We start from the raw sequence: 19,212 nt of genomic DNA on the forward strand, positions 1-19,212 counted from the left end.
GTGACGGGAGCCGTATGTCAATACCACGCTTGAAAACCTATCTATCGATGTTCGCCGCCGTGCTGATGCTCGGCCAGGTGCTTACCGCCCAGGCCGAGGAAGCCCTGCCGGACTTCACCACCCTGGTCGAGCAAGCCTCGCCGGCGGTGGTCAACATCAGTACCAAGCAAAAACTGCCGGACCGTCGCGTCGCCGCCGGGCAGATGCCCGACCTGGAGGGCCTGCCTCCGATGTTCCGCGAGTTTTTCGAGCGCAACATGCCGCAGCAGCCGCGCTCCCCGCGTGGCGATCGCCAGCGTGAGGCTCAGTCGCTGGGCTCGGGCTTCATCATCTCCAGCGATGGTTATGTCCTGACCAACAACCATGTTGTCGCCGATGCCGACGAGATCATCGTCCGCCTGTCCGATCGCAGCGAACTGCAAGCCAAGCTGGTTGGCACCGACCCGCGCACCGACGTGGCACTGCTCAAGGTCGATGGCAAGAATCTGCCGACCGTCAAGCTGGGCGATTCCGAGAAGCTGAAGGTCGGTGAGTGGGTGTTGGCCATCGGCTCGCCGTTCGGTTTCGATCATTCGGTGACCAAAGGTATCGTCAGCGCCAAGGGGCGTACCTTGCCCAACGACACCTACGTGCCGTTCATCCAGACCGACGTCGCGATCAACCCGGGTAACTCCGGCGGCCCGCTGTTCAACATGAAGGGTGAGGTCGTGGGTATCAACTCGCAGATCTTCACCCGCTCCGGCGGCTTCATGGGCCTGTCGTTCGCCATCCCAATCGACGTGGCGATCGATGTCTCGAACCAGTTGAAGAAAGACGGCAAGGTCAGCCGCGGCTGGCTCGGCGTGGTGATCCAGGAAGTGAACAAGGACCTGGCCGAGTCCTTCGGGCTCGACAAGCCTGCCGGTGCGCTGGTAGCCCAGGTGCTGGAAAACGGCCCTGCGGCCAAGGGCGGCCTGCAGGTCGGTGACGTGATCCTGAGCATGAACGGCCAGCCGATCGTCATGTCCGCAGACCTGCCACACCTGGTCGGCGGTCTCAAGGATGGCCAGAAAGCCAAGCTCGAGATCATCCGCGAAGGCAAGCGCCAGACCCTGGACATCACCATCGGTGCACTCCCTGAAGACGATGCCGACATTGGCACCGCTGGCCAGGCAGGCGTGGAGCGCAACAGCAACCGCCTGGGCGTCTCGGTCGCCGACCTCAGCGACGAGCAGAAGAAGTCGCTCGAGCTCAAGGGCGGTGTGGTCATCAAGGAGGTTCAGGATGGTCCGGCAGCACTGATTGGCCTGCGTCCGGGCGACGTGATCAGCCACCTGAACAACCAGGCGATCAGCTCGGCCAAGCAATTCACCGAGATCGCCAAGGACCTGCCGAAGAACCGTTCGGTATCGATGCGTGTGCTGCGACAGGGCCGCGCCAGCTTCATCACCTTCAAGTTGGCTGAATAGGCTGAGTGAAGGGTAGGAAAGGGCAGCTTCGGCTGCCCTTTTTCATGAGCGTGTCATGATGTTCTGTGGGAACATCAGCGAGTCGAGCAAATTCATGTCGCATTTGCAGGTGTGCGTGGCGATAGAGGAATCTCCCATATCCCTCCGGCTTGAGGTACAATTCCCGGCTATTTTTCCGCGGGCGTCCGGCTCGCAGCCTTTTCGAGTGTTGACCCGTGAGTGATTTGAGTCATATCCGCAATTTCTCCATCATCGCCCACATCGACCATGGCAAGTCGACGCTGGCCGACCGTTTCATCCAGATGTGCGGTGGCCTGTCGGCGCGCGAAATGGAGGCCCAGGTCCTCGACTCCATGGACCTCGAGCGTGAACGCGGTATCACCATCAAGGCCCACAGCGTCACCCTGCACTACAAGGCGCAGGACGGCAAAACCTACCAGTTGAACTTCATCGACACCCCCGGCCACGTCGACTTCACCTACGAAGTCTCGCGTTCGCTGGCCGCGTGCGAGGGCGCGCTGCTGGTGGTCGATGCCGGTCAGGGCGTCGAGGCGCAGTCGGTCGCCAACTGCTACACCGCCATCGAGCAGGGCCTCGAGGTCATGCCGGTACTGAACAAGATGGACCTGCCCCAGGCCGATCCGGACCGCGTCAAGGACGAGATCGAGAAGATCATCGGCATCGACGCCACCGAAGCCGTGGCCTGCAGTGCCAAGAGCGGCATGGGCGTGGACGAGGTGCTCGAGCGCCTGGTGCAGACCATTCCCGCGCCAGAAGGCGAGATCGACGCCCCTCTGCAGGCGCTGATCATCGACTCCTGGTTCGATAACTACCTGGGCGTCGTGTCGCTGGTGCGTGTGCGCCAGGGTCGGGTCAAGAAGGGCGACAAGATCCTGGTCAAGTCCACCGGCAAGGTGCACCTGGTCGACAGCGTCGGCGTCTTCACCCCGAAACACACCCAGACCGCCGACCTCAAGGCTGGCGAAGTGGGCTTCATCATCGCCAGCATCAAGGACATTCACGGCGCGCCGGTCGGCGACACCCTGACGCTGTCCTCGACCCCCGAGGTCGAAGTGCTGCCAGGCTTCAAGAAGATCCAGCCGCAGGTGTACGCCGGCCTGTTCCCGGTCAGCTCCGACGATTTCGAGGACTTCCGCGACGCCCTGCAGAAGCTGACGCTCAACGACTCGTCGCTGCAGTACATGCCGGAAAGCTCCGACGCCCTGGGCTTCGGCTTCCGTTGTGGCTTCCTCGGCATGCTGCACATGGAGATCATCCAGGAGCGCCTCGAGCGCGAATACGACCTGGACCTGATCACCACGGCGCCGAGCGTGATCTACGAGCTGGAGCTCAAGACCGGCGAAACCATCGTCGTCGACAACCCGTCGAAGCTGCCGGATGTCTCGGCGGTCGCGGACTTCCGCGAGCCGATCGTCACGGCGACCATCCTCGTGCCGCAGGAGCACCTGGGCAACGTCATCACCCTGTGCATCGAGAAGCGTGGCGTTCAGCGTGACATGCAGTTCCTCGGCAGCCAGGTGCAGGTGCGCTACGACCTGCCGATGAACGAAGTGGTGCTGGACTTCTTCGACAAGCTCAAATCCACCAGCCGCGGCTACGCTTCGCTGGACTATCATTTCGATCGCTACCAGTCGGCCAACCTGGTCAAGCTGGACGTGCTGATCAACGGCGACAAGGTCGATGCCCTGGCATTGATCGTGCATCGTGACAACGCGGCCTACAAAGGCCGTGCGTTGACCGAGAAGATGAAGGAACTGATTCCTCGGCAGATGTTCGACGTGGCGATCCAGGCAGCTATCGGCGGCCAGATCATTGCGCGGACCACTGTCAAGGCGCTCAGAAAGAACGTACTGGCTAAGTGCTATGGCGGTGACGTCAGCCGTAAGAAGAAGCTGCTGGAGAAGCAGAAGGCCGGTAAGAAACGCATGAAGCAGGTGGGCAACGTGGAGATCCCACAGGAAGCCTTCCTCGCTGTGCTCAGGTTGGATAGCTAGGTCCTATGTCGCTAAATTTCCCGCTGTTGCTAGTCATCGCCGTCGCTGTCTGCGGCCTGTTGGGTCTGATCGATCTGCTGTTCCTGGCTCCGCGCCGGCGAGCGGCGATCGCCAACTACCAGGGCAGCGTCAGCCAGCCCGAGGTCGCGGTGGTCGAGCGCCTGAACAAGGAGCCGTTGCTCGTCGAGTACGGCAAGTCGTTCTTCCCGGTACTGTTCATCGTGCTGGTGCTGCGCTCGTTCCTGGTCGAACCCTTCCAGATTCCGTCGGGTTCGATGAAGCCGACCCTGGAAGTGGGCGATTTCATCCTGGTGAACAAGTTTTCCTACGGTATCCGCCTGCCGGTGATCGACAAGAAGGTCATCGAGGTCGGTGACCCGCAGCGCGGTGACGTCATGGTGTTCCGCTACCCGAGCGACCCGAACGTCAACTACATCAAGCGTGTGGTCGGTCTGCCGGGCGACCGGATCCGCTACACCAACGAGAAGCATCTGTACGTCAACGACCAGCTGGTCGCTGAGCAACTGGTGGGCACCGAAGCCGGATCCTTGGGTAGCGCCGAGTTGTACAAGGAGAAGCTGGGCGAAGCCGAGCACCTGATCCGCAAGGAAATGAGCCGCTATCGCATGCCGCCGGACCAGCAGTGGACCGTGCCGGCTGGCCATTACTTCATGATGGGCGACAACCGCGACAACTCCAACGACAGCCGCTACTGGGACGACCCGAGTATCCCGCGCGAGCTGCAGGGCATGGTCCCGGACCGTAACATCGTCGGCAAGGCCTTTGCGGTCTGGATGAGCTGGCCCGAGCCCAAGCTCAGCCACTTCCCCAACCTGTCACGGGTCGGTCTGATCCATTGATACCCCTCGGCGCTGTCCACAGACAGCGCCGAATGCATTTCTGACATAGGCTGTGTTCTCAGGGATGGGTAAATTCGCCGCTGCATGACGGCGTGACACAGCCAAACAGTCTTTCAGGATGTTGATTTGAACGCGTTTAACAACGAAGGGGTGGCTGCATGAGCGCTTCCCTCGAACGCCTGGAGCGCAAGCTCGGCTATACCTTCAAAGACCGGGATCAGATGCTCCTGGCACTTACGCACCGCAGCTACGCCGGGCGCAACAACGAGCGCCTGGAGTTTCTCGGCGATGCGATTCTCAATTTCGTGGCTGGCGAGGCGCTGTTCGAGCGTTTCCCGCAGGCTCGCGAGGGCCAGTTGTCGCGCCTGCGCGCTCGCCTGGTCAAAGGAGAAACCCTGGCCCGCCTGGCCCGTGGCTTCGACCTGGGCGACTACTTGCGCCTTGGCTCGGGTGAACTCAAGAGCGGTGGTTTTCGCCGCGAGTCCATTCTTGCCGACGCCCTCGAAGCGCTGATCGGCGCGATCTACCTGGACGCCGACATGCAGACTGCCCGCGAGCGCATCCTGGCCTGGTTGGCCGGTGAGTTCGATGGGCTGACCCTGGTCGACACCAACAAGGACCCCAAGACGCGCCTGCAGGAATACCTGCAGTCGCGTGCCTGCGAGCTGCCGCGTTATGAAGTGGTGGATATCCAGGGCGAACCTCATTGCCGCACCTTCTTCGTCGAATGCGAAGTGGTGCTGCTGAACAACAAGAGCCGCGGTCAGGGCGTGAGCCGGCGTATCGCCGAGCAGGTCGCCGCTGCCGCCGCACTGATCGCCTTGGGCGTGGAGAATGGCAATGACTGAGAACAATCCGACCCGCTGCGGTTACGTGGCCATCGTCGGCCGCCCCAACGTGGGCAAGTCCACGCTGCTCAACCACATCCTCGGGCAGAAGCTGGCGATCACCTCGCGCAAGCCGCAGACCACCCGTCACAACATGCTCGGCATCAAGACCGAAGGTGACGTGCAGGCGATCTACGTCGACACCCCCGGCATGCACAAGGCCAACGACAAGGCCTTGAACCGCTACATGAACCGCAACGCCTCGGCAGCCCTCAAGGATGTCGACGTGGTGATCTTTGTGGTCGACCGCACCCGTTGGACCGATGAGGACCAACTGGTGCTCGAACGTGTGCAGTACGTCACTGGCCCGCTCATCATCGCGGTCAACAAGACCGACCGTATGGAAGAGAAAGCCGAGCTGATCCCGCATCTGCAGTGGCTGCAGGAGCAACTTCCGAACGCCGAAGTGATGCCGATCTCGGCCCAGCAGGGGCACAACCTGGACGCGCTGGAAGCTCAGATCGCCAAGCACCTGCCGGAAAACGAGCACTTCTTCCCGGAAGACCAGATCACCGACCGCAGCAGCCGTTTCCTGGCGGCCGAACTGGTACGCGAGAAGATCATGCGCCAGCTCGGTGCCGAGCTGCCGTACCAGATCACGGTCGAGATCGAGGAATTCAAGCAGCAGGGGCATGTGCTGCACATCCACGCCTTGATCCTGGTCGAGCGTGATGGCCAGAAGAAGATCATCATCGGCGACAAGGGCGAGCGTATCAAACGCATTGGTTCCGAGGCCCGCAAGGACATGGAGGTGTTGTTCGACTCCAAGGTCATGCTCAACCTCTGGGTCAAGGTCAAGGGCGGCTGGTCCGATGACGAACGCGCCCTGCGTTCGCTGGGTTACGGCGACCTCTAAGCCTCGCCGCGCACCTTGTAGGAGCGGGCTTGCCCGCGAACACGGGCAACGCCCGTGCCATGCATCCACGGTGCCTGGGCTGGCCTCTTCGCGGGCAAGCCCGCTCCTACAGGTGTGCGCTTTGCCTGAGACCGAGTGACCGCTCATGGACCAACCCACCCCGCAACCCGCCTACGTCCTGCACAGCCGCGCCTACAAGGAAACCAGCGCGTTGGTGGACTTCTTCACCGCCCAAGGCCGTGTGCGGGCGGTGCTGCGGCGCGCGCGCGGCAAGGGCGGCAGCCCGGTGCGCCCCTTCGTGCCGCTGGAAGTCGAGTTGCGCGGGCGAGGCGAGTTGAAGAATGTCGGTCGGTTGGATACGGTCGGCCTTTCCGGCTGGCTGCATGGCGATGCGTTGTTCAGCGGGCTGTATCTCAACGAGTTGCTGATGCGCCTGCTTCCTGCCGAGGCGCCGTTCCCTGCACTGTTCGAGCACTACACCCTCACCCTTGAGGCGCTGGCTGCCGGTCGCCCGTTGGAGCCGCTGCTGCGCGCCTTCGAATGGCGTCTGCTGGACGAGTTGGGTTATGCCTTCTCGCTGACTCACGACGTGAACGATGACGCGGTCGTCGCCGAGGGGCGCTACCGACTCCAGGTGGACGCCGGGCTGGAGCGGGTCGAACTGCTTCAGCCTGGTCTGTTCATTGGCACAGAGCTGTTGGCCCTGGCCGATGCTGACTGGGACGCACCTGGCGCGCTGCTTGCGGCCAAGCGCCTGATGCGCCAGGCGCTTGCCGTTCACCTGGGGCCCAAGCCGCTGGTCAGCCGGGAACTGTTTCGCAAGCGCTGAGCACGTCGTATGCTGTGTGGCTCAATCTTCAGGAGAGCCTTTCGTGACTCACAGCAACCGCATGCTTCTCGGCGTCAACATCGATCACGTGGCCACTCTGCGCCAGGCCCGGGGCACCCGCTATCCGGACCCGGTCAAGGCCGCGCTGGACGCCGAGGAAGCGGGTGCCGACGGCATCACCGTGCATTTGCGCGAAGACCGTCGGCACATCCAGGAGCGTGATGTGCTGCTGCTCAAGGACGTGTTGCAGACGCGCATGAATTTCGAGATGGGCGTGACCGAGGAAATGATGCTCTTTGCCGAGAGGATCCGCCCTGCGCACATCTGCCTGGTGCCCGAGACCCGTCAGGAGCTGACCACCGAAGGTGGCCTGGACGTGGCCGGCCAGGAGGCGCGGATCAAGGCTGCGGTGGAACGCCTGGCGCGTACCGGGGCCGAGGTGTCGCTGTTCATCGATGCCGACGAGCGGCAGATCGAAGCGTCGCGTCGCGTGGGCGCACCGGCCATCGAGTTGCATACCGGTCGCTATGCCGATGCACAGACCCCGACCGAGGTGGCCGAAGAGCTGAAGCGTATCGTCGACGGTGTGGCCTTCGGCGTGGGGCAGGGGCTGATCGTCAATGCCGGGCATGGCCTGCACTACCATAACGTCGAGGCCGTGGCAGCGATCGAGGGTATCAATGAGCTGAACATTGGCCATGCGCTGGTGGCCCATGCATTGTTCGTCGGCTTCAAGGCGGCGGTGGCAGAGATGAAGGCCCTGATCGTGGCGGCCAGTTCCCGCTGATCAGTGCCGGCCCAATCGCTCCCACAAGTACCCGCTGTCCATGAGAATAGCGGGTACTTGTGGGAGCGGGCTTGTCCCGCGATTGGGCCGGTGTGACCCCCTCATCATTCCGCCCGAAACACCAGGGTAAACCGCGTAGGCCCCTGAGCCTGGCTGCTCACCTCGACCCGGCCGCCATGCAGTTGCATGATCGACTTCACGATCGCCAGCCCCAGCCCGGTTCCACCCTCCTGTCGCGAGCGCCCACAGCCGACCCGGTAGAAACGCTCGAACAGATGCGCCAGATGTGCTTCGTCGATCCCGGGCCCCTGGTTCTGCACCCATAACCACACCTGGTCCTGGCGCCGCTCGATGCCCAGTTCGATCACCTGGTCTTGCGGGCTATGGCGAATCGCATTGCTCAGCAGATTCGACAGCGCCCGCTGGAACATCAACCGGTCGGCCAGTGCCGTGCCCCAGCCGTGTGCACGCAGCTCGATACCTTTCAGTTCGGCGCTGAAGTCGAACAGCGCCATCACCCGTGCGGTTTCATCGGCCAGGGACAGCGGCTTGAGCATGGCCAGCGCCTGGGGTTGGCTGACCTGGGCCAGGAACAACATGTCATTGATGATGCGGTTCAGGCGGGTGAGCTCCTCGACGCTGTCCTCCAACGCCTCGCGGTAGCGGTTGCCGTCGCGCTCGCGGGACAGGGTGACCTGGGCCTTGCCCATCAGGTTGCCGATGGGAGTGCGCAGTTCGTGGGCCAGGTCGTCGGAGAACTGCGACAGCTGGCGAACGCCCTGGTCGAGGCGATCGAGCATGATGTTGATGCTGCCTGCCAGCTCCGCCAGTTCCTGGGGCAGGCCACTGGTCGGCAGGCGGTGCGCCAGGTCGTGTGTGCAGATCTGCCCGGCGATGCGGCGGAACCGGCGCAGGGGGTCGAGCCCGCGCTGCACCAGTTTCCAGGCACCGATGCCGATCAGCAGCAAGAGTATCGGCAGCGCCAGCAAGGTCGAATTCAGGTAGGCCTGGAGCAGCGCATTGTCGTCGGCGCGGTCCAGCGACATCATCACCCGCACCGGCTGGTCGTCGCGCAGGCGCATCAATTGAGTGACGGTGAGGATCTGCCGCCCGTCGCTGTCGCGCCATTGCGTGAAGCTTGGTTGCTGCCCCGCCGGTAGCTGGCGCAAGGCCTGTGCCTCGAGCGCCGGGCCCAGGCTCAGCAGCGACGGATGCCGCCCGTTGATTGCCAGCACATTGAGGCTAAGGTTGTCGTGCCCCATCACCAGGTCGAGCAGGGGATGAGCGCGAGCGCCGAGGTCGTCGCTGCGCAGGTCCACCCGCAGGTTGTGCTCGACTTGCATCATCTTGCGCGCCAGGTCGCGACGGGCGCGGCTGTCCAGTTCGTGGTCGAGGGCGAACACTGCCAGGCAGGCCAGCAGCAGCACCAGCGCGGCGCCCATCAGGGTGACCGAAAGCCCCAGGCGCAGCGACAGGGTGCGGCCTTTCACGTGCGTGCCTCGAGTACATAGCCCACGCCGCGCAAGGTGTGTATGAGTTTGTTGTCGAAGGGGTCGTCGATCTTGGCCCGCAGGCGGCGGATCGATACTTCGACCACATTGGTGTCGCAGTCGAAGTTCATGTCCCACACCAGCGAGATGATTTGCGTACGTGACAGCACTTCGCCGCTCTGGCGCATCAGCAGGTGCAGCAGGGTGAACTCCTTGGCGGTGAGGTCGATGCGCTGGCCGCCACGCCAGGCGCGATGCCGGCCTGGGTCGAGCTCGAGGTCGGCGACTTTCAGGGTGTCCGGTTGCAGGTGCTGGTCGTTGCGCCGCAGCAGGCTGCGGATCCGTGCCAGCAGCTCCGGGAACTCGAAAGGTTTGAGCAGATAGTCGTCGGCGCCCAGGTCCAGGCCCTTGACCCGGTCGGCCAGGCGACCGTGGGCGGTGAGCATCATGATCCGAGTGGACGATTCGGCACGCAGGCGCTGCAGCACGCCCCAGCCATCGAGCTCTGGCAGGTTGACGTCGAGGATCACCAGATCGTAGCTGTGCTGGCGCGCCAGGTGCAGGCCATCGGTGCCCGTATATGCGCAATCGACCACGTAGCCGTTTTCGCGCAGGCCCTGCTGCAGGTAGTCGGCGGTGCGGGGTTCGTCCTCAATGATCAATAGACGCATGGGGGGCTCTGTGGGGTGGAAAGGGCGCGATTCTCAAGCCTGTAGGGGCTTTAGGGTCAAGCTGCAGGATGTTACGGCATGAGAACGCGTTGTCGGCGCAAATAACCGATTTGTAATGCGGGCGTCATCTGGCTGCTTGTTCGAGCTCCGTCGCGGGTAAACACAGCCCACAGGACCACATTGCAAGACTGTAATGCCCACCTCACCTTGGCGTTAGCTGCCCCTCGCTAGGATGGCGCTGTCTGAACGGTGATCATGAGGCAAGCACGATGAACCTGACCAAATACCTGCTGCTGGCGATTCTCGCCGTGGGTAGCACCAGCGTTTTCGCCGAGGGTGGCGCGGAGCGTTCGCAGCGGTTCGTGGATACATTTCTCAAGGAACAGCAGCGGCTGTTCGGCGATCGGCAGGAAGTGCTGGTCAAGCGTGAGCGCCAGGCGCAGGAGACGGCCCGTGAGGTGGCCAAGGAATAGTCTTGGTGAGGCACCGGCGCTGCGACAGCTCCCCGTCGCCGGTGAACTTGGGCGCCCCTCGGGGCGCCTTTTTTATTTGCGCGCCAGCAGCGTGGCGCGGCGGGGGGCCGGGAGGCCTTCGATGGTCTTGCTGTGGTCGTTCGGGTCGAGGAAGTCGGCCAGCGACTGGTAACGCATCCAGTCGGTGCTGCGCTGCTCCTCGACGCTGGTGACGCTGACATCCACGCAGCGCACATCGCTGAAGCCGGCGCGGCGCAGCCAGCGCTCCAGCGCGGGCACCGACGGCAGGAACCAAACGTTGCGCATCTGCGCGTAGCGGTCTTCCGGCACCAGCACGTGCTGCTCGTCGCCTTCGACCACCAGGGTCTCGAGTACCAGCTCGCCGCCTTTGACCAGGCAGTCCTTGAGCGCCAGCAGGTGCTCGATGGGCGATCGACGGTGATAGAACACGCCCATCGAAAACACGGTGTCGAAGCCTTCGAGGTTGGCTGGCAGCTCTTCCAGGGCGAAGGGCAGGTGCCAGGCGGGCAGCTCCGGCAGGTACTTCTGCACCGCCTGGAACTGGCAGAAGAACAGCCAGTTCGGGTCGACACCGACCACCATGTCGGCACCGGCGCCGAGCATGCGCCATTGGTAGTAGCCGTTGCCGCAGCCGACATCGAGCACGCGTTTGCCCTTGAGGTCCAGGTGCGGGCCGACCCGCGACCACTTCCAGTCCGAGCGCCATTCGGTGTCCACGTGCACGCCGAACAGGTCGAACGGCCCCTTGCGCCAGGGCGAAAGCCCCATCAGCGCCTGGTGTACCTGGGCGCGGGTGGCGGCATCGCAGTCGCTGTCCAGGCGCAAGCCGTCGACCAGGTCGATTTTCTCGGGCGTCAGGTCCGGCAGCGCATCCAGCGCGCCGCGCCAGCGCTCGAGGTCGCCATGGCCTTTTTCCAGCTTGGTGTCGAGTTGTGCTTGCAGCCCTTGGGACCAGGAAGCCAGCGGCGTGCCCGCCAGACGGCGGACGAGAGGGGACAGATCGATCATGGCAGGGCTATCAGCGAGGCGAAATTGAGGCATTGGAACCAGGGCACGACTTTCGAGAAGCCGGCGGCGCGCAGGCGCTCCTGGTGGGCTTGCAGGGTGTCGGGCTTCATTACGTGCTCGATGGCGCTGCGCTTCTGGGCGATTTCCAGGTCGCTGTAGCCATTGGCGCGCTTGAAGTCCAGGTGCAGGTCGTTGAGCAGCGCCTGTTCCTGTTCGTCGTCGAAGCGCAGTTTCTCGGACAGGATCAGCGCGCCGCCTGGCAGCAGGGCTTGGTGAATGCGTGCGAGCAGGGCCAGGCGTTGCTCCGGGGCGATGAACTGCAGGGTGAAGTTCATCGCCACCACCGAGGCAGGCTCGAAGGGCAGGGCGAGGATGTCGGCCTCGAGCACCTGCACCGGCAGCAGTTCCTGGAACATCGAGTCCTGGGCGGTGAGGTACTGCCGGCAGCGTTCGACCATGGCCGCGGAGTTGTCCACGGCGATCACCCGGCAGCCATCGTGGCGCACGTGGCGGCGCAGCGACTGGGTCACTGCGCCCAGCGAGGCGCCGAGGTCGTACAGGGCGGTGTGTGGCTGGGCGAAGCGCGCGGCGAGTACGCCGAGGTTCTCGACGATGGTCGGGTAGCCGGGTACCGAACGCTTGATCATGTCCGGGAACACGCGCACCACGTCCTCGTTGAAGACGAAGTCGGGCACTTGCTCCAGGGGTTGGGCGAAGAGGCGGTCGGGGTCTTTGCTCACGGCGGATCCAGATTCAGCGGGTGATGTCGAGGGGCGGCATTCTAGCCAAACCGGGCCGAGGATGCATGGCCGGCTGACCAGTGTGGCGCGTTCATTTCACCCGGATGGCGCAATCGAAGGTTTCCACGGGCTGGACTTCCGGGGCCCAGGGCTGCTGGTAGACCAGCACCAGGTGCCCTTCGCCGGCACTGACCGCCTGGAAGCGCCAGGTGGCGACACCGGCACTGCCAACGATGCCAGCTTCCTCGGGCGAGTTGTAGACTTCCGGGCCGAGGCTGCGCAGCAGGCCCGAGGCCGGATCCTGGATGCTCCAGCGATACCCGGTGGAGGGGTTGCTGGCCAGCGACAGCGACAGGGTCTGGCCGACGTGCAGGCGCTGGGGGCATTCGCTGTCGGCATCCAGCTCGACGGTCTGCCGCGATTGCTGGGCGCAGGCGGCGAGCAGGCTGAGGCTCAGGGGGAGCAGCAGGCGGGATAAGGTCATGATGGCTCCTGAGGCGGACGATGGCCCTGAGGATAACCGATGCGCTGGAGTGTGTGGGGCCTGTGAGGGCCCATCGCGGGGCATCGCGATAGGCCCTGGGTTTATCAGAACAACACTTTCGCCACGTCGGCAAAGCGCTTGGCGAAGTGGACGGTCAAGCCTTCGCGCAGGTACTCGGGCAGTTCTTCGAAATCACCTCGGTTGGCTTCCGGCAGGATCAGCTCGTGAATCTTCTGGCGCCGCGCGGCGATCACCTTCTCGCGCACTCCGCCAATCGGCAGCACCTGCCCGGTAAGGGTCAACTCGCCAGTCATCGCCACACCTTTCTTCGGCGCCTGGTCCCGCGCCAGTGACAGCAATGCGCTGGCCATGGTTACGCCGGCACTGGGGCCGTCCTTGGGCGTGGCGCCCTCGGGCACGTGCAGGTGAATGAAAGCTTCGTTGAAGAAGCCTGGATCACCGCCGTACTGCTTGAGGTTCGAGCTGACATAGCTATAGGCGATTTCTGCGGACTCCTTCATCACGTCACCCAGCTTGCCGGTGAGCTTGAAGCCGCGGTTGAGCGTATGAATGCGCGTGGCCTCGATCGGCAGGGTGGCGCCGCCCATGCTGGTCCAGGCAAGGCCTGTGATCACGCCCTTGCCCGCCAGTACTTGCTCGCTGCGGAACACCGGCATGCCCAGTGCTGCCTCAAGGTCCTTGGTGCCGATCTTGAGCTTGGCGTCCGGGCTCTCCAGCAACTTGACCACTGACTTGCGCACCAGCTTGCCGAGCTGTTTCTCCAGCTGGCGGACCCCGGCTTCACGGGCATAGCCCTCGATCACCATGCGCAGGGCGCCGTCGCTGATGCTCAGGCTGGTCTTGGCAACGCCGGCCTTGTCCAGTTGCTTGGGCCACAGGTGGCGCTTGGCGATGGCCAGCTTTTCTTCGGTGATATAGCCGGACAGGCGAATCACTTCCATGCGGTCGAGCAGCGGGCCGGGGATCGAGTCCAGAGTGTTGGCGGTGCAGACGAACAGCACCTTCGACAGGTCCAGGCGCAGGTCCAGGTAGTGGTCGAGGAAGTCGACGTTCTGCTCTGGATCCAGCGTTTCCAGGAGTGCCGAGGCCGGATCGCCCTGGTAGCTCTGGCCCATCTTGTCGATCTCGTCGAGCATGATCACCGGGTTCATCACCTCGACATCCTTCAGCGCCTGCACCAGCTTGCCGGGTTGGGCGCCGATGTAGGTGCGGCGGTGGCCCTTGATCTCGGCTTCGTCGCGCATGCCGCCGACGCTGAAGCGGTAGAAGGGACGCCCCAGGGATTCGGCGATGGATTTGCCGATGCTGGTCTTGCCGACACCCGGCGGGCCGACCAGCAGCACGATCGAGCCGCTGATCTCGCCTTTCCAGGCACCTACGGCGAGGAACTCGAGAATGCGCTCCTTGATGTCGTCAAGCCCGGCGTGGTGCTGGTCGAGTACCTTGCGTGCGTGCTTGAGATCGAGCTTGTCCTGGCCGTACTGCCCCCACGGCAATGCGGTAGCCCACTCGAGGTAGTTGCGTGTGACGGCGTATTCCGGCGAGCCGGTTTCCAGGATCGCCAGTTTGCCCATTTCCTCGTCGATGCGCTTTTTAGCCTGCTCGGGCAGGGTCTTGCCTTGCAGGCGCTGTTCGAACTGTTCGAGGTCGGCGCTGCGGTCGTCTTTGGTCAGCCCCAGTTCCTGCTGGATGACCTTGAGCTGTTCCTTGAGGAAGAACTCGCGCTGGTGCTCGCCGATCTGCCGGTTCACTTCGGCGGAAATCTCGTTCTGCAAACGCGCGACCTCGACTTCCTTGCGTAGCATCGGCAGGACCTTCTCCATGCGCTTGAGCATGGGGACGCAGTCGAGCACTTCCTGCAACTGGTTGCCGGTGGCGGAGGTCAGGGCGGCGGCGAAGTCGGTGAGCGGCGAGGGGTCGTTGGGGCTGAAGCGGTTGAGATAGTTCTTCAGCTCTTCGCTGTACAGCGGATTGAGCGGCAGCAGCTCCTTGATCGCATTGATCAGGGCCATGCCGTAGGCCTTGACCTCGTCGGTGGGCTGCGCGGGCTGATGCGGGTACTCGACCTCGACCAGGTAGGGTGGTCGATGGTGCTTGAGCCAGGTGCGGATGCGTACGCGGGTCAGGCCCTGGGCGACGAACTGCAGCTTGCCGTTCTCGCGGCTGGCATGGTGCACCTTGACCAGAGTGCCGTATTCCGGCAGCGCCTTGGTGTCGAAGTGGCGATGGTCTTCGGGCGGGGTGTCCATGAAGAACAGGGCCAGGGAGTGGTGATCGGTCTTGGCGACCAGGTCGAGGGTTTCGGCCCATGGCTCTTCGTTGACAATCACCGGCAGCACTTGCGCGGGGAAGAACGGACGGTTGTGGATCGGGATCACGTAGACCTTGTCCGGCAACTGCTGGCCGGGCAGCGCGAGGGCGCGGCTGGTCTCTGCCTTGGCATCGAGGTGTTCGACTTCGCTGTGTGCGTTGGGGTGTTCCGGGAAATCCTGCTGGTCGCTCATGGGGCACCTGCGTGAATGACTATGGTGCTTAGATGGGGCGGGGGGGGATGGGTTTCAATGGTAGACGAAGGCAGCGGGGGGAGGCTTTCATCTTTGTCGGCCTGTGCCGGGCCGCTCGCGGGCTTGCCCGCGAAGGCGGCGGTGAGGCCACCGCCGCCTTCGAAGGTTACTCAGCCAGTTTGTAAGCGATGATGTAGTCGCCCATCCTGGTGCCCAGCGAGCCATGCCCACCGGCCACGATCAGCACGTACTGCTTGCCGTCCTTGCCGCTGTAGGTCATCGGCGTGGCCTGGCCACCGGCTGGCAGGCGAGCGCTCCACAGCTCCTTGCCGTTGTGCACGTCATAGGCGCGCAGGTACTGGTCCAGGGTGCCGCTGAGGAAGCCCACGCCACCGGCAGTGACGATCGAGCCACCCATGCTCGGCACACCCACCGGCAAGCCGATCGGCACAGGGGTGCTGTCACGGGTGGTGCCGTTCTTGCGTTTCCACACCACCTTGTTGGTGAACAGGTCGATGGCTGCCACATAACCCCAGGCCGGTGCCTGGCACGGCACGCCCAGTGGCGACATGAACGGGTGCATGGTCACGGCATACGGGGCGCCGGTATTCGGCTGCACGCCGCTGGTCTCGCTTTCGCGCTTGCTGCCTTCGGCCACCTGTTCGCGCGGAATCATCTTCGACACGAACGCCATGTAGTTCGGCGAGGTGAACAGCAACTGACGCACGGGGTCGACCGATACGCTGCCCCAGTTGAACACGCCGACGTTGCCGGGATACACCAGCGTGCCCTGCTCGGACGGCGGGGTGTACTGGCCTTCGTAGCGCAGCTCGCGGAACTGGATACGGCACAGCATCTGGTCGAACGGCGTGGCGCCCCACATGGCCTGCTCGGTCAGCTCGGGGCCGAGCAGGTTGAGGTCGGAACGGGCCTGGGTCGGTGCAGTGTGGTCACCCTTGACCGCGCCTTGCGGGACCGGAATCTCGCGGATCGGCACGATCGGGGTGCCGTCACGGCGGTCGAGCACGTACAGGCTGCCCTGCTTGGTCGGCACGATGACCGCAGGCTTCACACCATCGTCGGTCTTCAGGTGCACCAGGGTGGGCTGGCTGCCCACGTCCATGTCCCACAGGTCGTGATGGGTGAACTGGTAGTTCCAGCGTGCCTTGCCGGTGGCCAGGTCCAGGGCGACGACGCCAGCGCTGTACTTCTCGGCGCCTGGGGTGCGGTCGGCGCCCCATTGGTCAGGGGTCTGGTTGCCCAACGGCAGGTAGATCATGCCCAGCTCTTCATCGACGCTGGCCAGCGACCACATGTTCGCCGAGTTGCGGCTGTAGGTCTTGCCCGGCGCCAGGGGCTTGGTGTCGTCGGGGTTGTTGCTGTCCCAGTTCCACACCAGACGGCCGTCGTGCACGTCGTAGGCGCGGATCACGCCGGACGGTTCGTTGGTCGACTCGTTGTCGGTGACATGCCCGCCGATGATCACCAGATCACGGGTGATCGCAGCTGGCGAAGTGGAGTAGTAGCCGCCGGCGGTGAACGGGCCGATGCCGGTGGTCAGGTCGATCGCACCCTGGTTGGCGAAGCCTTCGCAGACCTTGCCATTGTCGGCATTGATCGCGATCAGGCGGGCATCGGCAGTGGGCAGGTAGAGGCGTCGTGGGCAGGCCTGGGCAACGACCTGGCCGGCATCGGAGATCTTCGGCGCAGGGCTGCCGTCACGGCTGACGTAGCGGTTCTCGTCATAGTACGAAACGCCGCGGCAGGTCATGTGGGCGAAGCCCTTGAAGGTCTTGACCGGGCTCTTGACCTGCGGGTCGAAGCGCCAGATTTCGGCACCGGTGTCTGGGTCCAGGGCCAGCACCTTGCTGTGCGCGGTGCAGGCATAGAGCATGCCGTTGGCCTTGAGTGGGGTGTTCTCGTTGGTCAGCTCGACCGGGTCGTTGTCGGTCGGCAGGTCGCCGGTGCGAATACGCCAGGCTTCTTCCAGGCGATAAGCGTTCTGCGGGGTGATCTGGCGCAGTGGCGAGTAGCGGTCGCCGTGCTCGGTACGCCCGTAGGCCTGCCATTCGCCATCCGGCATGGAGGGAGCGGCACTGGCCATCTCGCTGCTGTCACGCCCCAGTTCGCCGAAGATTTCCCCGGGATGGGTGAACTGGCTACCGACTGCGGTTGCGCCGGAGGCGACCACCGCGGCGGCCAGCAGGGCGCCGTTGACCTTCGATGCAGGCCCAAGCAGCGGGCGGCGCGCCCAGGGCAGCAGCAGGATCACGCCAAGGGCGAACCAGATGGCCAGGCGTGGCACCAGTTGCCACCAGTCCAGGCCCACTTCCCACAGCGCCCAGGCGGTGCTGGCCAGCAGCACCACGCCATACAGGCCAAGGCCGATGCGGCGCAGGGCGATCAGCAGGATGCCCGAGAGGGCAAAGCCGATCCCGCCGATCAGGTAGTACAGGGATCCGCCCAGCTGGCTCAGCTTGATGCCGCCTGCGATCAGGGCCAGGCCCATCAGCAACAGCAGCACGCCTACGAGGCGCGGTAGCCAGCGGGTTCCATTCTTGGCACCGTCAGTGCTCATCGTATGTTCTCCGTTCGTTCAAGGTTGGGTTCAGAAACTGCTCTGGATCTTCAGGCCGCCGACCAGCGCGTCATCGACCTGCGACACCCCGCCCGGATGGCGGATGTACTGCAGGTTAGGGCGCACGGTAAGCCAGTCGGCCAAGTGAATGCCGTAGTAGAGTTCGGCGCTGTATTCGGTGTCCTGGACGGGCAGGAAGCCGGGATTGTCGTAGTCGGCGACGGTGTTGGCCTGGTTGGCCAGGCGCGCGTTCTTGCGATAGGCGGGGTTGACGTGCACGCGGGCGAGGGCGAAACCGATATCGTCCTTGGCGCGGGCATCGAAGGGCCCCTTGTACACCACACCGGCCTGAACATAGTTGTCGATGGCATTGGTCTTCTTGTCGTGCATCGTGGCATTGGCGAACAGGCTGAGCCCGCGTGAGGCGTCCGAGGCGCGCGAGGTCACCTGCTGCTGGGCGCCGAGCCAGAAACCATGCTTGCTGGCGCTGCTGCGGTAAGCCTGGCCGCTCAAGGCCGCCGGTTGGCCGTTGCCGTCCTTGTAAACATCCTGTGCCTTGGCATTACTGTAGTAGTAGCCGGCGCGATATTCCCCTTTCAGGCCATTGACCCGTGGGGTCCACACCAGTTCGATCGGCATCAGCGCACCTTGCGTGCCGCTGCCACTGAGCTTGAAGCCATTGCTGGATTCGAGGTTGGAGGGGTTCTGTTCGAAGACGCCGACCTGCGCGTAGAGATCGTCGGCGAGGTTGTACTTGACCCGCAGCGCCCATTGGCTGACCGGCCAGTTGTACCAGATGCCACCCACCCAGTTGCCCACCTGCGAGCCACAGAACGCCAGGTTCTGGAAGTCACAGGGGAAGCTGTTGAAGTCCTCGCCTTCACCGAAGCGGCCGACCTTCACGTCCAGTGCGCCATCGAAGTATTTCTGCTTGATCCACATCTGCGTCAGGCGCCAGGTTTCGCCACGGCCCCAGACTTCCTGGGCGGAGGTGAAGCCGCCCACGCGCGGGTCGTTGATGCGGTCATTGCTGATGTTCTGGCCGTGGCGTTCGGTGACCGTCAGCTGGAATTCGCTGTCTCGCCAGCCCAGGATCTTCTGCAGGTCCAGGTGCGCACCGAGGGTGAACTGGTCGCTGTAGCGCGAAGTGCGATCGTGATCGAAGCCGCCGTGCAGGTTGCTGCCCATTTCGCCGGTGTAGCCGAAGGTGAAGTCGTAGCCCTGGGCCTTGAGTGAGGTGCGGGCGCCGCCCCAGTCGCCGAACATCCAGGGCGAGTCGTTCGCGAAGGCTGCGGTTGCGCTGACGCTGGGCGAAAAGCCGCCAAGCAGGGCAGTGAGGGCAAGGCCCGGGTATGGATTCTTCGGCAGTTGGAGCATGAGATAGCGCTGTCTTTTGATTATTGAAAAAAACGCAAGCGCATCGAGGAGCGAACGCTTCGATGGAAACGGCTGGAGGATTTATCAGTGAAGCGTTTCAGCTTGCGGTGCGGAGGATATAGGGGAAGTTGTAAGAAAAAAAGACAAAATGTCGCAGGGGATT

The 19,212-nt window shown here is 63.7% G+C and carries 16 protein-coding genes; 8 read left to right on the top strand and 8 right to left on the bottom strand.

What is annotated here, in order from left to right; translation table 11 throughout:
* Positions 1 to 47: 47 nt before the first annotated feature.
* The 7 genes from ACK3BK_RS06140 (at position 48) to pdxJ (ending at position 7,682) form a co-directional block, all read left to right on the top strand.
* Positions 48 to 1,448 (top strand): DegQ family serine endoprotease, encoded by a 1,401-nt coding sequence (locus tag ACK3BK_RS06140; protein WP_411384446.1) that lies wholly within the window; start codon positions 48 to 50, stop codon positions 1,446 to 1,448.
* A gap of 215 nt (positions 1,449 to 1,663) precedes the next feature.
* Entirely contained in the window at positions 1,664 to 3,463 is a 1,800-nt protein-coding gene (gene lepA, locus ACK3BK_RS06145) for a translation elongation factor 4 (protein WP_186668600.1), read from the top strand.
* A gap of 5 nt (positions 3,464 to 3,468) precedes the next feature.
* Positions 3,469 to 4,323 carry a signal peptidase I gene (gene lepB, locus ACK3BK_RS06150; protein WP_054891835.1) on the top strand — a complete coding sequence of 285 codons (855 nt, stop codon included), beginning with the start codon at positions 3,469 to 3,471 and terminating at the stop codon, positions 4,321 to 4,323.
* Positions 4,324 to 4,481: 158 nt separating this feature from the next.
* A complete protein-coding gene (rnc, locus tag ACK3BK_RS06155; protein WP_186668598.1) occupies positions 4,482 to 5,171 on the top strand; it encodes a ribonuclease III in 690 nt (229 codons plus the stop codon).
* Positions 5,164 to 6,066: a GTPase Era gene (gene era / locus ACK3BK_RS06160; RefSeq protein ID WP_186668596.1), complete on the top strand. Its 903-nt coding sequence runs from the start codon at positions 5,164 to 5,166 to the stop codon at positions 6,064 to 6,066. Before rnc ends, era begins: the two co-directional genes overlap by 8 nt.
* A gap of 145 nt (positions 6,067 to 6,211) precedes the next feature.
* Entirely contained in the window at positions 6,212 to 6,895 is a 684-nt protein-coding gene (gene recO / locus ACK3BK_RS06165; RefSeq protein ID WP_411383921.1) for a DNA repair protein RecO, read from the top strand.
* Between the two features lie 61 nt (positions 6,896 to 6,956).
* Positions 6,957 to 7,682, top strand: a complete 726-nt coding sequence (pdxJ, locus tag ACK3BK_RS06170; protein WP_411384447.1) for a pyridoxine 5'-phosphate synthase — start codon at positions 6,957 to 6,959, stop codon at positions 7,680 to 7,682.
* Between the two features lie 104 nt (positions 7,683 to 7,786).
* On the opposite strand, the gene ACK3BK_RS06175 is transcribed toward pdxJ, so the two are convergent.
* Together ACK3BK_RS06175 and ACK3BK_RS06180 are read right to left on the bottom strand one after the other, a co-directional pair.
* On the bottom strand, positions 7,787 to 9,172 hold the full coding sequence (locus ACK3BK_RS06175) for a heavy metal sensor histidine kinase (protein WP_411383922.1): 1,386 nt from the start codon (positions 9,170 to 9,172) through the stop codon (positions 7,787 to 7,789).
* Complete coding sequence (locus tag ACK3BK_RS06180) at positions 9,169 to 9,843, bottom strand: heavy metal response regulator transcription factor (protein WP_186668589.1); 675 nt, start codon at positions 9,841 to 9,843, stop codon at positions 9,169 to 9,171. Before ACK3BK_RS06180 ends, ACK3BK_RS06175 begins: the two co-directional genes overlap by 4 nt.
* A gap of 269 nt (positions 9,844 to 10,112) precedes the next feature.
* Between ACK3BK_RS06180 and ACK3BK_RS06185 the strand changes: the two genes are divergently transcribed.
* On the top strand, positions 10,113 to 10,316 hold the full coding sequence (locus ACK3BK_RS06185; protein WP_186668587.1) for a hypothetical protein: 204 nt from the start codon (positions 10,113 to 10,115) through the stop codon (positions 10,314 to 10,316).
* Positions 10,317 to 10,388: 72 nt separating this feature from the next.
* On the opposite strand, the gene cmoB is transcribed toward ACK3BK_RS06185, so the two are convergent.
* The 6 genes from cmoB to ACK3BK_RS06215 form a co-directional block, all read right to left on the bottom strand.
* On the bottom strand, positions 10,389 to 11,345 hold the full coding sequence (gene cmoB / locus ACK3BK_RS06190; RefSeq protein WP_411383923.1) for a tRNA 5-methoxyuridine(34)/uridine 5-oxyacetic acid(34) synthase CmoB: 957 nt from the start codon (positions 11,343 to 11,345) through the stop codon (positions 10,389 to 10,391).
* Positions 11,342 to 12,085, bottom strand: a complete 744-nt coding sequence (gene cmoA / locus ACK3BK_RS06195; protein ID WP_186720699.1) for a carboxy-S-adenosyl-L-methionine synthase CmoA — start codon at positions 12,083 to 12,085, stop codon at positions 11,342 to 11,344. The genes cmoB and cmoA overlap by 4 nt, the downstream gene beginning before the upstream one ends.
* A 91-nt stretch (positions 12,086 to 12,176) precedes the next feature.
* Positions 12,177 to 12,569: a protease inhibitor I42 family protein gene (locus ACK3BK_RS06200; protein WP_411383924.1), complete on the bottom strand. Its 393-nt coding sequence runs from the start codon at positions 12,567 to 12,569 to the stop codon at positions 12,177 to 12,179.
* Between the two features lie 104 nt (positions 12,570 to 12,673).
* On the bottom strand, positions 12,674 to 15,094 hold the full coding sequence (gene lon / locus ACK3BK_RS06205; RefSeq protein ID WP_411383925.1) for an endopeptidase La: 2,421 nt from the start codon (positions 15,092 to 15,094) through the stop codon (positions 12,674 to 12,676).
* Positions 15,095 to 15,260: 166 nt separating this feature from the next.
* On the bottom strand, positions 15,261 to 17,672 hold the full coding sequence (locus tag ACK3BK_RS06210) for a glucose/quinate/shikimate family membrane-bound PQQ-dependent dehydrogenase (protein WP_411383926.1): 2,412 nt from the start codon (positions 17,670 to 17,672) through the stop codon (positions 15,261 to 15,263).
* Between the two features lie 30 nt (positions 17,673 to 17,702).
* On the bottom strand, positions 17,703 to 19,049 hold the full coding sequence (locus ACK3BK_RS06215; RefSeq protein ID WP_411383927.1) for a carbohydrate porin: 1,347 nt from the start codon (positions 19,047 to 19,049) through the stop codon (positions 17,703 to 17,705).
* Positions 19,050 to 19,212: the final 163 nt, after the last annotated feature.

Source organism: Pseudomonas sp. L7 (assembly GCF_046605565.1).
In the GTDB taxonomy this organism is placed as follows: Bacteria; Pseudomonadota; Gammaproteobacteria; order Pseudomonadales; family Pseudomonadaceae; genus Aquipseudomonas; species Aquipseudomonas wayambapalatensis.